The sequence below is a fragment of the Bartonella sp. AD13SXNS genome, assembly GCF_042196465.1.
Lineage (GTDB): Bacteria > Pseudomonadota > Alphaproteobacteria > Rhizobiales > Rhizobiaceae > Bartonella.
The window spans coordinates 164,989-176,947 of sequence record NZ_JBHIQI010000003.1 but is presented as its reverse complement, the minus strand read 5'-3'; the positions used below and the strand labels follow the sequence as shown (position 1 = coordinate 176,947).

Genomic DNA, 11,959 nt, shown 5'->3' with positions numbered 1-11,959 from the left:
TGCTATTCGTGAAGGTGGTCGTACTGTTGGTGCCGGTATCGTCTCTAAGATCATTGAATAAATAATGCTTGTTGAGCACCTTGATTATTTGAGGTGCTTTGTATAACAGGGAAATAAAGAGCATGAACAGTCAAAATATCCGCATTCGCCTAAAAGCGTTTGATCATAGAATTCTTGATACGTCGACGCGTGAGATTGTATCGACTGCTAAACGTACCGGTGCAAATGTCCGTGGTCCCATTCCGCTTCCTACGCGGATTGAGAAGTTTACGGTCAATCGTGGACCGCATATCGATAAGAAGAGCCGTGAGCAGTTTGAAATGCGTACACATAAGCGTCTTCTTGATATTGTTGATCCAACGCCGCAAACAGTGGATGCGCTTATGAAGTTGGATCTTTCTGCTGGTGTGGATGTAGAAATTAAGCTCTGAGGTTTGAGGACAGAAGGAACAGACCCGATGCGTTCAGGTGTAATAGCACAGAAGCTGGGCATGACCCGTATTTATAATGATGCCGGCGAGCATGTGCCGGTGACAGTGCTTCGTTTGGAGAATTGTCAAGTCGTTGCTCAGCGTACAGTTGAAAAGAATGGTTATACTGCTGTTCAATTAGGTGTAGGCTTTGCCAAGGTTAAAAATACTTCGCAAGCTCTTCGTGGACATTTTGCTAAGGCTTCTGTTGAGCCTAAAGCCAAAATAGCAGAGTTTCGTGTTAGTCCCGATAATCTTCTTGATATCGGTACCGAAATTACAGTGGAACACTTTGTTCCAGGACAAAGAGTCGATGTGACGGGGACCAGTATTGGTAAGGGGTTTGCTGGTGTTATGAAACGGCATAATTTTGGTGGACACCGTGCTTCCCATGGTAATTCGATCACCCATCGTGCTCATGGTTCTACGGGGCAGTGCCAAGATCCTGGTAAAGTTTTTAAAGGTAAGAAAATGGCTGGCCATATGGGGCAAGTGCGTGTAACAACACAGAATATTGAAGTTGTTTCCACTGATATTGAGCGTGGTTTAATTTTAGTGCGTGGAGCTGTTTCTGGTTCTAAAGGCTCTTGGATTTTGGTGCGGGATGCTGTGAAAAAACCTCTTCCTGATAATGCTCCAAAACCTGCTGGTGTCCGCCGTCTTGTGAAGGAGAAAGCGGAAATGACTACTCCGGTAGCTGCAGCCTCTGAAGTTGAGGGAGCCTAATAATGGATCTTGTAATTAAAACTCTTGATGGTAAAGAAGCTGGCAAATTAAAGGTTTCTGAAGCTATTTTTGATCTTGTTCCGCGTGAGGATATTTTACAACGTGTTGTTCGTTGGCAGCTTGCACGTCGTCAGCAGGGGACTCATCAATCCCAAGGACGTTCTGATGTATCGCGAACAGGGGCAAAGATGTTTAAACAAAAAGGGACTGGTCGCGCTCGACATTCATCTGCACGTGCGCCACAGTTTAGAGGTGGTGGGAAGGCGCATGGGCCAGTGGTTCGTAGCCATGCGCATGATCTTCCTAAAAAGATTCGTGCTCTTGGATTGCGTCTTGCTTTATCTGCAAAATTAAAAGCAAGAGATTTAATTATTGTAGATGAATTGAGTGTTAAGGATGCTAAAACGAAAATGCTTGTTTCTCATTTTTCTAAGCTTGGATTTAATAACGCTCTCTTGATTGATGGTAAAGAGATTGATATTAAGTTTTTTCGTGCAGCGTCTAATATTCCTAATATTGATATTTTACCTATTCAGGGAATTAATGTTTATGATATTTTGCGTCGCAGCAAACTTGTTTTATCAAAGGCAGCTGTTGAGGCTCTTGAGGAGCGTTTTAAATGACAGATCTTCGCCATTATGATATAATTATTAGTCCAGTTATTACTGAAAAGTCGACTATGATTTCTGAATATAATCAAGTTGCCTTTAATGTCGCGCCGAAAGCGACGAAGCCTGAGATTAAAGCTGCTGTTGAAGCGCTTTTTAGCGTAAAAGTTAAAGCAGTTAACACGGTAGTCCGTAAGGGTAAAGTGAAGCGTTTCAAAGGTATTGTTGGTCGGCAGAGTGATGTCAAAAAAGCGATCGTAACTCTGGTCAGTGGTCAGACTATCGACGTTTCGACAGGTCTTTAAAGAGGCTCGGAGATAGGAATAATGGCACTTAAGCAATTTAATCCAACGACACCTGGGCAGCGTCAGCTTGTTATTGTAGAACGCTCTTATCTTTATAAGGGAAAACCTGTAAAGATATTAACTGAAGGTTTGTCTTCAAAGGGTGGTCGTAATAATCGCGGTCGTGTTACTGCTCGTTTTCAAGGTGGTGGGCATAAACGGAGTTATCGGTTTGTTGACTTTAAACGTCTTAAACGTGATGTTTCGGCAAAAGTTGAGCGTTTAGAGTATGATCCTAATCGTACTGCTTTTATCGCTTTAATTCGCTATGAGGATGGGCAATTGAGTTATATCCTTGCGCCACAGCGTCTGGGTGTTGGTGATTCTGTTGTCTCTGGTTTAAATGTTGATGTTAAACCAGGAAATGCTATGCCCCTTGGGAATATGCCGGTAGGTACGATTATTCATAATGTTGAAATGAAGCCAGGAAAAGGGGGGCAGATTGCACGTTCAGCAGGTACTTATGCGCAGTTGGTTGGACGAGATCATGGTATGGCTATTCTTCGTTTAAATTCTGGTGAACAGCGGTTGGTTCCTAGCAGCTGTTTTGCAACTGTTGGGGCTGTTTCAAATCCTGATCATGGGAATATTAATGATGGTAAGGCGGGTCGATCACGTTGGCGTGGTAAACGTCCACATGTTCGTGGCGTTGCTATGAATCCAGTTGATCATCCGCACGGTGGTGGTGAAGGTCGTACATCGGGGGGGCGTCATCCAGTGTCTCCTTGGGGTAAGCCTACAAAAGGTAAGCGTACGCGCTCCAATAAAGCCACTGATAAGTTTATTATGCGTACGCGTCATCAGCGCAAGAAATGAGAAAGGTAGTCTGAAGTGGTTCGTTCAGTTTGGAAAGGTCCGTTTGTTGACGGCTATCTTCTTGGTAAAGCAGAGAAGGTACGTGCAAGTGGGCGCAATGAAGTTATAAAAATATGGAGTCGTCGCTCTACTATTTTGCCGCAGTTTGTTGGTTTAACTTTTGGTGTTTACAACGGTAATAAGCATATTCCTGTTTCTGTTTCTGAAGAGATGGTTGGACATAAGTTTGGTGAGTTCGCTCCTACCCGGACTTATTATGGTCATGGTGCCGATAAAAAAGCGAAGAGGAAGTAGGAATGGGAAAAGCTAAGGTTCCGCGCCAGCTTAAAGATAATGAAGCAAAAGCTGTTACACGGACGATTCGTGTTAGTCCGCAAAAGCTTAATTTAGTTGCTGCGATGATTCGCGGTAAAAGAGTTAATGTGGCGCTCGCTGATTTGATGTTTTCGCGCAAACGTATTGCTGGTACTGTGAAAAAAACGCTTGAATCAGCAATTGCAAATGCAGAGAATAACCACGATCTTGATATTGATTCGCTTGTTGTTGCAGAAGCTTATGTTGGTAAGTCGATAGTGATGAAACGTTTTCATGTTCGTGGTCGAGGGCGTGCGAGTAGAATTGAGCGTCCATTTTCACATCTTACTGTTATTGTTCGTGAAGTTACCGAAAAAGTGGAGGCCGCGTAATGGGTCAGAAGATCAATCCAATAGGGCTTCGTCTTGGTGTTAATCGGACTTGGGATTCTCGTTGGTACGCTGATAGTGGTGAATATGGACGTCTTCTTCATGAAGATTTGAAAATTCGTTCGTATGTGCTTGAAGAACTTAAACAGGCGGCCATTTCTAAGGTTGTTATTGAGCGTCCTCATAAAAAGTGTCGTGTTACGATTCATTCTGCACGTCCTGGTTTGATTATTGGTAAAAAAGGTGCTGATATCGAAAAGCTTCGTCGTAAGCTTTCAGAGATGACCAATGCTGAAACTTCATTGAATATTGTGGAGATTCGTAAACCGGAGATTGATGCTACAATTATTGCACAATCAATTGCTCAACAGTTAGAGCGTCGTGTTGCTTTTCGTCGTGCAATGAAGCGTGCTGTTCAGTCTGCTATGCGTCTTGGTGCGGAAGGTATTCGTATCAATTGTTCTGGCCGTCTTGGTGGTGCTGAAATTGCTCGTATGGAATGGTATCGTGAAGGTCGTGTTCCACTTCATACCTTGCGTTCTGATGTTGATTACGGTACAGCAGAAGCTAAGACTGCCTATGGTATTTGTGGTATTAAAGTTTGGGTCTTTAAGGGTGAGATTCTTGAACATGATCCGATGGCTTCAGAGCGTCGTGCTACGGAAGTTGATCAATCTGGTTCTTCATCGAATCGTCGCCGCGAAAGTGCTTAGTTTTTGAGATTGAACTAAATTTGGAGTAGAGAACAATGTTGCAGCCAAAGCGCACAAAGTTCCGTAAACAGTTCAAGGGCCGTATTCACGGTGTTGCGAAGGGTGGTACGGATTTGAATTTCGGTGCCTACGGTTTGAAGGCGGTTGAGCCGGAGCGGGTTACTGCTCGTCAAATTGAAGCGGCGCGTCGTGCAATTACACGTTATATGAAACGTTCTGGTCGTGTGTGGATTCGCATTTTTCCAGATCTTCCAGTTACATCTAAACCGACTGAAGTTCGTATGGGTAAAGGTAAGGGAAGTGTTGATTATTGGGCTGCGCGTGTTGCTCCTGGACGTATCATGTTTGAACTTGATGGCGTTCCTGAAGATATTGCACGTGAAGCGCTGAGGTTGGGTGCTGCAAAGTTACCTATAAAGACGCGTTTCATCCAGCGTATTGCTGAATAAAGAGGTTAAGCGATGAGAGCCACAGAATTACGGGCGCAAACGCTCGACCAAATGAAAGATGAATTGGCTAAGTTGAAAAAAGAGCAATTTAATTTGCGCTTTCAAAAAGCAACTGGACAATTAGAAAAGACTGCGCGCGTTAAACAAGTCCGTCGTGATATTGCGCGTGTTAAAACTTTTCTTCGTCAAAAGATAAGTGAAAGTAAGGTTTAAGGAAAATAAGAGATGCCTAAACGCGTTTTGCAGGGTGTTGTTATTAGCGACAAAAGCGATAAAACTGTCGTTGTCAAAGTTGAGCGTCGTTATTCTCATCCGCTTCTTAAGAAGACTGTTCGGCAGTCTAAAAATTATAAAGCGCATGACGAAAACAACCAATTCAGGATTGGGGATCAAGTTTCTATTCAAGAATCTAAACCAATTTCGAAAGATAAATGTTGGATTGTTTTAAAGGACAATGTAGCGTAATTAGTAAGTTTATTGTTTTAGAATTTAATAGTGGTTTTTCGTTAATAAATTTGAGGACGATAGCTTTATCGTTATTTGGCAGGCAAATCCGAGTATGTAAAAGATACAATCGGATGTATATGTTAAGAGAAGGTGGCCAGTCATGATTCAGATGCAAACAAACCTCGACGTTGCTGATAATTCTGGTGCTCGTCGTGTCATGTGCATCAAGGTGTTAGGCGGTTCAAAGCGAAAATATGCTTCGGTCGGTGACATTATTGTTGTTTCGGTTAAGGATGCTATTCCTCGTGGCCGTGTTAAAAAGGGTGATGTTATGAAAGCTGTTGTGGTTCGTACTGCTAAGGATATTCGTCGTGCAGATGGTAGTGTCATTCGTTTTGATAGTAATGCTGCGGTTTTAGTAGATAATAAAAAAGAGCCGATTGGTACGCGTATCTTTGGACCTGTTCCTCGTGAATTGCGTGGTAGGAATCATATGAAGATCATCTCTCTCGCTCCTGAAGTGCTGTAAGGAGTAGATGTTATGCAGAAGATTCGAAAAGGTGATAGAGTTGTTGTTTTATCCGGTAAGGATAAAGGATGTAGTGGTGAAGTAATTAAGGTTAATCCGAAAGATAATAAGGCTTTTGTTCGTGGGGTTAATATGATTAAACGTCATCAACGTCAAACGCAGAAGCAAGAAGCTGGAATTATTTCTAAGGAAGCTCCAATTCATCTGTCTAATTTGGCGATTGCTGATCCTAAAGATGGTAAGCCTACACGTGTAGGCTTTCGTATGAATGCAGATGGTAATAAAGTGCGTTTTGCCAAGCGTTCGGGAGAGTTGATTAATGGCTGAGGAAAGACAAATACCGCGTATGAAAGCGCATTATTTTGAAGTGATCCGTAAAACACTTCAAGAAAAGTTTAATTACAAAAATGCGATGCAAATTCCGCGGATTGATAAAATTGTGATAAATATGGGGATAGGTGAAGCGACTGCTGATTCGAAAAAGCCTTCTCTTGCTGCTGAGGATTTAGGGCTTATAACAGGTCAGAAGGCCGTTATTACGCGTGCACGTAATTCTATTGCAACCTTTAAGGTTCGTGAAGGAATGCCTCTTGGGGCTAAAGTTACATTGCGTAAAGATCGTATGTTTGAGTTTTTAGATCGTCTTGTTACGATTGCTCTTCCGCGGGTTCGTGACTTTCGTGGTTTAAATCCAAAAAGCTTTGATGGTCGTGGCAATTTTGCTATGGGTATTAAAGAACACATTGTGTTTCCAGAAATTAACTATGATAAAGTTGATCAAATTTGGGGCATGGATATTATCGTTTGTACGACAGCAAAAACGGATGATGAAGCTCGTGAACTATTGCGTGCTTTTAATTTTCCTTTTCGTTCGTAACGGCAAACGTAGCGAGGTGAAATTATGGCCAAAGTAAGTGCCGTTGAAAAAAATAAACGTCGTGAGGTGATGGTGAAGTGTTATGCTGCACGTCGTGCACGTTTGAAAGCAATAGTGATGGATCAGAAGGTTTCTCTTGAGGAACGCTTTAAAGCTTCCGTTCAATTAGCAGAATTGCCACGTAATTCTGCAAAAGTTCGTGTTCGTAATCGCTGTGAGGTTTCAGGTCGTCCACGGGCTTATTACCGTAAGTTAAAAATGTCGCGAATTGCATTGCGTGAACTTGGCTCTGTGGGCCATATCCCTGGTATTGTAAAGTCTAGTTGGTAAGAGGAGATTATTCAATGTCTATGTCAGATCCTCTTGGTGATATGTTAACGCGTATTCGTAATGCACTTGGTCGTAAAAAAGGCAAAGTGGTTACTCCAGCTTCGAAGCTTCGTGCACACGTTCTTGATGTTTTGCAGTCAGAGGGTTATATTCGGGGATATAATCGCGTTGATTTAGGTGATGGAAAAGCTGAAATTGAAATTGAATTGAAGTATTTTGAAGGGCTGGCTGCTATTCGTGAGATTTCACGTGTGTCAAAGCCAGGTCGTCGTGTGTATGTTTCTGCTAAGTCACTTCCGCAGGTGGCAAATGGTTTAGGTATTTCGATTTTATCGACTCCTAAAGGCGTTATGGCGGATCATGAAGCGCGTGAACAGAATGTTGGTGGAGAACTCCTTTGTCGTGTTTTCTAAGTTATGTCAAGAAAACGGAAGAAAAATTAGGTTAGAACAATGTCTCGTATTGGAAAGAAACCCATTTCAATTCCTTCTGGAGTTACTGCTACTGTTGAAGGTCAGCTGGTTAAGGCAAAAGGTCCAAAAGGTGAACTCAGTTACGTCGTTAATGATGAAGTCTTAGTCAAACTTGAGGAAAATGTTATATCAGTTGCGCCGCGGGATCAATCAAAAGATGCGCGCTCTAAATGGGGTATGTCGCGCTCAATGATTGAAAACATTTTTTGTGGTGTAAAAGATGGTTTTGAAAAGAGGTTGGAAATCAATGGGGTTGGTTATCGTGCTGCTTTGCAGGGTAAGGATGTTCAACTATCTTTAGGTTTTTCGCATGATGTGGTTTATAAAGTTCCATCAGGTGTTACTGTAACTGTTCCTAAACCCACGGAGATTGTTATTTCTGGAATTAATAAACAGCAAGTTGGGCAAGTCGCAGCAGAGATTCGCGAGTATCGTAGACCTGAGCCTTATAAGGGTAAAGGCGTTAAACATGCAGATGAACATATCTTCCGTAAAGAAGGTAAAAAGAAATAAGGATTTTGTATTATGGTTTCATCTAAGGACATTATCCGGCGTCGTGCAAGACGTGTTCGTCGTAGGATCAAAATGGTTTCTCATAATCGTCCTCGACTTAGTATTTATCGTTCAAATCAGAATATCTATGCTCAAGTTATCGATGATTTACGGGGATGTACACTTGTTTCAGCTTCTACTCTTGAAAGTGATTTAAAGAAGTCGTTAAAGAGTGGTGCTGATAAAGAAGCTGCTTTTGCTGTTGGTAAGTTAATTGCTGAACGTGCGAAGAAAGTTGGTGTGAGCGACGTGGTTTTTGATCGTGGAGCCTATGTGTACCACGGTCGTGTCAAGGCTTTGGCTGAAGCTGCTCGTGAAGGTGGTTTGAATTTCTAAAATTTCCTCTTTATGAATGCGTAAGGAGAGTTTAGAGTATTTCGTTTAGGTTCTTCTGGTTTGATGAGGAGCTTTATTATCGTGCTTCCGGAAAAGAAAAAGGAATGAGGAATGGCACAAAAAGAACGTAGTGAAAGAGAAGAACGCGATAATGAGTTTGTCGATAGGCTCGTTCATATTAATCGTGTTGCTAAAGTTGTAAAGGGTGGACGGCGTTTTGGTTTTGCTGCTCTTGTTGTTGTTGGAGATCAAAAAGGGCGTGTGGGTTTTGGTCATGGTAAAGCTCGTGAAGTTCCGGAAGCTGTTCGTAAAGCAACGGAATCTGCAAAGCGTGGGATGATTTATGTTCCGCTTCGGTCTGGACGCACATTGCATCATGATCTTGAAGGTCGTCACGGAGCGGGGCGTGTTTTATTGCGTTCAGCTTCTGCGGGTACTGGGATTATTGCTGGGGGGCCGATGCGGGCTATTTTTGAAGCTCTTGGTATGCAGGATGTTGTTGCAAAATCATTAGGATCTTCGAACCCTTATAACATGGTTCGTGCAACATTTGATGCATTGAAACATCAAATGCATCCTCGAGATATTGCTGCTCAGCGTGGTATAAAATACTCAACTTTGCAGGCGCGTCGTCGCCATTTAGTTGATGTAGAAGGGTAGTTTCTGAGATTATCAGAAAAGGAATTAGGAAATGGTTCAAAAAAAATCTCAGAGTGGTAAAACTGTGATAGTAGAGCAAATTGGAAGCCCTATTCGGAAATCACAGATTCAGCGTGCAACCTTAAAAGGGCTTGGATTAAATAAGATGCGTCGGCGGCGTGTTTTAGAAGATACACTTTGTGTACGGGGTATGATTGCTCAGGTTCGGCATCTTGTTCGCGTTATAGATGAAGATTAAGGGTTGCAGGAGTATTAGATATGAAACTCAATGAACTGCGTGATTGCGAAGGCGCAACAAAAAATCGTAAGCGTGTTGGACGAGGAATTGGCTCGGGTATTGGTAAGACTGGTGGTCGCGGTGTCAAAGGACAAAGGTCACGTTCTGGTGTTTCCCTTAATGGTTTTGAAGGTGGGCAAATGCCTATCTATCGTCGTTTACCGAAACGTGGATTTAAGAATTTCTTTGCCAAAACCTATAATGAAGTTTCTTTGGGACGTATTCAGTTAGCCGTTGATGCAGGAAAGTTGGATATTGAAAAGCCTGTTGATATGATTGCTTTGAAAGAGGCTGGTATTATTCGTCGTAAAAAGGATGGGGTTCGTCTTCTTTCTGATGGTGATTTGAAAGCTAAGATTATCTTTCATGTTTCTGGAGCTTCAGAAGCTACTCGTGTTAAAGTTGAAAAAGTGGGTGGTCAGATTATTTTTCCTGATGTTGTTCAATAATTTTTTTGATATGAGTAGAGATCTGAAGAAGGGTTATATATATTCTGCAAAATATTTTGTGTGGAATTTTTTAAGTTCCGCATTTATTCTTGTATAAAGATATGAGTTTTAGGGTTATACTTCTGTGATTTAAAGAACTGGAGTGTGAAGTGGAGACGTTTTATGGCATCAGCAGCAGAGCAATTTGCTTCCAATATAAACTTCGGTACCTTTTCGCGTGCAACTGAATTAAAGAAACGCATCTGGTTTACTCTGGCGGCACTTCTTGTCTATCGTTTTGGCACTTATATCTCTCTTCCAGGTATTAATATTGATGCTTTACGGCAAACCTTTGAACATCATGCATCAGGTGTATTAGGACTCTTTAATATGTTTGCAGGGGGTGCTGTTGGGCGTATGGCGATTTTTGCGCTGGGTATCATGCCTTATATCTCAGCATCTATTATTGTACAGTTGTTAACATCTATTATTCCTTCTTTGGAGACTCTTAAAAAAGAAGGGGAATTAGGTCGTAAGATTATTAATCAGTATACGCGTTATGTAACAGTTGTATTGGCAATTCTACAAGCTTTCGGTATCGCGGTTGCGCTTGAAAGCGGTATAGGGACAGGGCTTCAAATTGTTTTAGAACCAGGTCTGATGTTTCGTATCTCTTCTGTTATTACACTTGTTGGTGGGACAATGTTTCTCATGTGGCTTGGCGAGCAAATTACGTCACGCGGTGTTGGTAATGGGGTTTCTCTCATCATTTTTACAGGAATTGTAGCTAACTTTCCTTCTACTTTTGCTCAGCTTTTGACAGCTCATAGCCAAGCTGATTTATCAACTTTTCTTTTAATAGGAATCGTCCTTATTGCTGTTTTGGTTATCGGACTTATTGTTTTTATAGAGCGTGCGCAACGGCGAATTCTTATTCAGTACCCGAAGCGTCAGGTTGGTAATCAAATGTTTCAAGGCGATATGTCGCATCTTCCTTTAAAGTTGAATACTGCTGGTGTTATTCCACCTATTTTCGCTTCATCTTTATTGTTATTACCAGCCACTATTAATAACTTTTCTGATAAAATGCCACAATGGGTTCAGGCTATTTCTTATTCTCTTGGTCATGGACAGCCACTTTATATGATCGTTTATGCATTTTTAATGGCGTTTTTCTGCTTTTTTTATACGGCGATAGTGTTTAATCCAAGTGATACTGCAGATCAGTTGAAAAAACATTCTGGTTTTATTCCAGGGATTCGTCCAGGTGAACGCACAGCCCAATATATTGATTACGTTTTGACACGTATTACTGTTGTGGGGGCTCTTTATATCATCTTGGTTTGTTTGTTGCCTGAATTTATGATATCTGCATTACAGGTTCCTTTTTATCTTGGGGGGACGTCCTTGTTGATTGTTGTTACTGTCACACTTGATACAGTTGCTCAAATTCAGGGATACCTTGTTGCTCACCAATATGAAGGGTTGATAAAAAAATCAAAACTTCGTGGAGGTAGAAGGAATCGATGAGGGTTATTCTTTTAGGTCCTCCTGGAGCGGGGAAAGGGACGCAAGCTAAAATGTTGACTGAGGAATATAACATTCCTCATTTATCAACAGGGGATATGTTGCGTGAGGTTATTACTAAAGAAACGGAAATTGGTAAAAAAACTAAGAGTATTATAAGCTCTGGTGCTTTAGTTCCTGATAGCATTGTTAATCAAATCGTATCAGATCGGATTGATGAAACTGATTGTATAAATGGTTTTGTTTTGGATGGGTATCCACGAACTGTGCAGCAGGCAGAAGCGTTACAACAGATACTAGAGTTAAAAAATATGCAGCTTGATGCTGTTATTGAGTTGTGTGTTGATGAAGAAGTGTTGATTGAACGTATGAAGATGCGTGTTCAGGAAACAATAGCGGCTGGTGGACAGGTTCGTTTAGATGACAATCCTGTTGTTTTTGCAAAAAGATTAGTAGAATATCGTGAAAAAACAGCTCCCTTATCAAAATTTTATTCGGAGAGGGGAATGTTAAAGGTCGTTGATGGAATGATTGGTATTACTGAAGTGGCACGTATGATTAGAGGGTTTCTTTCATAAGATTTTTTTTAGAAGTAAATGAAAAGAGTTGACTTTTGAGATGAAATCTATCACAAACAAATTCAATTTATTTCAGTGAAATAAGAGGATTCGGAAGAATTTTGTTCTGAGTCTATTTTTTTTGTAAGGTACATCA

General features: G+C 41.4%; 23 protein-coding genes. All 23 read left to right on the top strand.

What is annotated here, in order from left to right:
• The first annotated feature begins 122 nt into the window (after positions 1 to 122).
• A complete protein-coding gene (gene rpsJ / locus ACFIMQ_RS04045; RefSeq protein ID WP_005773267.1) occupies positions 123 to 431 on the top strand; it encodes a 30S ribosomal protein S10 in 309 nt (102 codons plus the stop codon).
• A gap of 27 nt (positions 432 to 458) precedes the next feature.
• Positions 459 to 1,196, top strand: a complete 738-nt coding sequence (gene rplC, locus ACFIMQ_RS04040) for a 50S ribosomal protein L3 (protein WP_375616171.1) — start codon at positions 459 to 461, stop codon at positions 1,194 to 1,196.
• A 2-nt stretch (positions 1,197 to 1,198) separates the two neighbouring features.
• Complete coding sequence (gene rplD, locus ACFIMQ_RS04035; RefSeq protein WP_375703447.1) at positions 1,199 to 1,819, top strand: 50S ribosomal protein L4; 621 nt, start codon at positions 1,199 to 1,201, stop codon at positions 1,817 to 1,819.
• Complete coding sequence (locus tag ACFIMQ_RS04030; RefSeq protein ID WP_375703446.1) at positions 1,816 to 2,109, top strand: 50S ribosomal protein L23; 294 nt, start codon at positions 1,816 to 1,818, stop codon at positions 2,107 to 2,109. The genes rplD and ACFIMQ_RS04030 overlap by 4 nt, the downstream gene beginning before the upstream one ends.
• Positions 2,110 to 2,130: 21 nt before the next feature.
• Positions 2,131 to 2,964, top strand: a complete 834-nt coding sequence (rplB, locus tag ACFIMQ_RS04025) for a 50S ribosomal protein L2 (protein WP_375703445.1) — start codon at positions 2,131 to 2,133, stop codon at positions 2,962 to 2,964.
• A 15-nt stretch (positions 2,965 to 2,979) separates the two neighbouring features.
• On the top strand, positions 2,980 to 3,258 hold the full coding sequence (gene rpsS / locus ACFIMQ_RS04020; protein ID WP_004855734.1) for a 30S ribosomal protein S19: 279 nt from the start codon (positions 2,980 to 2,982) through the stop codon (positions 3,256 to 3,258).
• 2 nt (positions 3,259 to 3,260) lie between these two features.
• Positions 3,261 to 3,650: a 50S ribosomal protein L22 gene (rplV, locus tag ACFIMQ_RS04015; RefSeq protein ID WP_375616175.1), complete on the top strand. Its 390-nt coding sequence runs from the start codon at positions 3,261 to 3,263 to the stop codon at positions 3,648 to 3,650.
• The gene (rpsC, locus tag ACFIMQ_RS04010) at positions 3,650 to 4,360 is read left to right on the top strand and encodes a 30S ribosomal protein S3 (protein WP_375616176.1); all 711 of its coding nucleotides are present in this window, start codon (positions 3,650 to 3,652) and stop codon (positions 4,358 to 4,360) included. Before rplV ends, rpsC begins: the two co-directional genes overlap by 1 nt.
• A 35-nt stretch (positions 4,361 to 4,395) precedes the next feature.
• Entirely contained in the window at positions 4,396 to 4,809 is a 414-nt protein-coding gene (gene rplP, locus ACFIMQ_RS04005) for a 50S ribosomal protein L16 (protein WP_375616177.1), read from the top strand.
• Between the two features lie 12 nt (positions 4,810 to 4,821).
• Positions 4,822 to 5,022 carry a 50S ribosomal protein L29 gene (gene rpmC / locus ACFIMQ_RS04000; RefSeq protein ID WP_375616178.1) on the top strand — a complete coding sequence of 67 codons (201 nt, stop codon included), beginning with the start codon at positions 4,822 to 4,824 and terminating at the stop codon, positions 5,020 to 5,022.
• A gap of 12 nt (positions 5,023 to 5,034) precedes the next feature.
• Positions 5,035 to 5,274, top strand: a complete 240-nt coding sequence (gene rpsQ, locus ACFIMQ_RS03995) for a 30S ribosomal protein S17 (protein WP_375616179.1) — start codon at positions 5,035 to 5,037, stop codon at positions 5,272 to 5,274.
• Between the two features lie 142 nt (positions 5,275 to 5,416).
• Positions 5,417 to 5,785: a 50S ribosomal protein L14 gene (rplN, locus tag ACFIMQ_RS03990; RefSeq protein WP_004855715.1), complete on the top strand. Its 369-nt coding sequence runs from the start codon at positions 5,417 to 5,419 to the stop codon at positions 5,783 to 5,785.
• Positions 5,786 to 5,797: 12 nt separating this feature from the next.
• Positions 5,798 to 6,112, top strand: coding sequence for a 50S ribosomal protein L24 (gene rplX / locus ACFIMQ_RS03985; protein ID WP_375616180.1), 315 nt, complete (start codon positions 5,798 to 5,800; stop codon positions 6,110 to 6,112).
• Positions 6,105 to 6,662: a 50S ribosomal protein L5 gene (gene rplE / locus ACFIMQ_RS03980; RefSeq protein ID WP_375606713.1), complete on the top strand. Its 558-nt coding sequence runs from the start codon at positions 6,105 to 6,107 to the stop codon at positions 6,660 to 6,662. The genes rplX and rplE overlap by 8 nt, the downstream gene beginning before the upstream one ends.
• Positions 6,663 to 6,686: 24 nt before the next feature.
• A complete protein-coding gene (gene rpsN, locus ACFIMQ_RS03975; RefSeq protein WP_375703444.1) occupies positions 6,687 to 6,992 on the top strand; it encodes a 30S ribosomal protein S14 in 306 nt (101 codons plus the stop codon).
• A gap of 14 nt (positions 6,993 to 7,006) precedes the next feature.
• On the top strand, positions 7,007 to 7,405 hold the full coding sequence (gene rpsH / locus ACFIMQ_RS03970; protein ID WP_375606711.1) for a 30S ribosomal protein S8: 399 nt from the start codon (positions 7,007 to 7,009) through the stop codon (positions 7,403 to 7,405).
• Positions 7,406 to 7,444: 39 nt separating this feature from the next.
• Positions 7,445 to 7,978 (top strand): 50S ribosomal protein L6, encoded by a 534-nt coding sequence (gene rplF / locus ACFIMQ_RS03965; protein WP_375616182.1) that lies wholly within the window; start codon positions 7,445 to 7,447, stop codon positions 7,976 to 7,978.
• Between the two features lie 12 nt (positions 7,979 to 7,990).
• Positions 7,991 to 8,353: a 50S ribosomal protein L18 gene (rplR, locus tag ACFIMQ_RS03960; protein ID WP_375703443.1), complete on the top strand. Its 363-nt coding sequence runs from the start codon at positions 7,991 to 7,993 to the stop codon at positions 8,351 to 8,353.
• Positions 8,354 to 8,464: 111 nt separating this feature from the next.
• Positions 8,465 to 9,013: a 30S ribosomal protein S5 gene (rpsE, locus tag ACFIMQ_RS03955; RefSeq protein ID WP_375608624.1), complete on the top strand. Its 549-nt coding sequence runs from the start codon at positions 8,465 to 8,467 to the stop codon at positions 9,011 to 9,013.
• Positions 9,014 to 9,044: 31 nt separating this feature from the next.
• Positions 9,045 to 9,251, top strand: coding sequence for a 50S ribosomal protein L30 (rpmD, locus tag ACFIMQ_RS03950; protein ID WP_375703442.1), 207 nt, complete (start codon positions 9,045 to 9,047; stop codon positions 9,249 to 9,251).
• 20 nt (positions 9,252 to 9,271) lie between these two features.
• Positions 9,272 to 9,739 carry a 50S ribosomal protein L15 gene (gene rplO, locus ACFIMQ_RS03945; protein WP_375703441.1) on the top strand — a complete coding sequence of 156 codons (468 nt, stop codon included), beginning with the start codon at positions 9,272 to 9,274 and terminating at the stop codon, positions 9,737 to 9,739.
• Positions 9,740 to 9,901: 162 nt separating this feature from the next.
• Positions 9,902 to 11,248: a preprotein translocase subunit SecY gene (secY, locus tag ACFIMQ_RS03940; RefSeq protein WP_375616293.1), complete on the top strand. Its 1,347-nt coding sequence runs from the start codon at positions 9,902 to 9,904 to the stop codon at positions 11,246 to 11,248.
• Positions 11,245 to 11,823, top strand: a complete 579-nt coding sequence (locus ACFIMQ_RS03935; protein ID WP_375616183.1) for an adenylate kinase — start codon at positions 11,245 to 11,247, stop codon at positions 11,821 to 11,823. Before secY ends, ACFIMQ_RS03935 begins: the two co-directional genes overlap by 4 nt.
• The last annotated feature ends 136 nt before the right edge of the window (positions 11,824 to 11,959 follow it).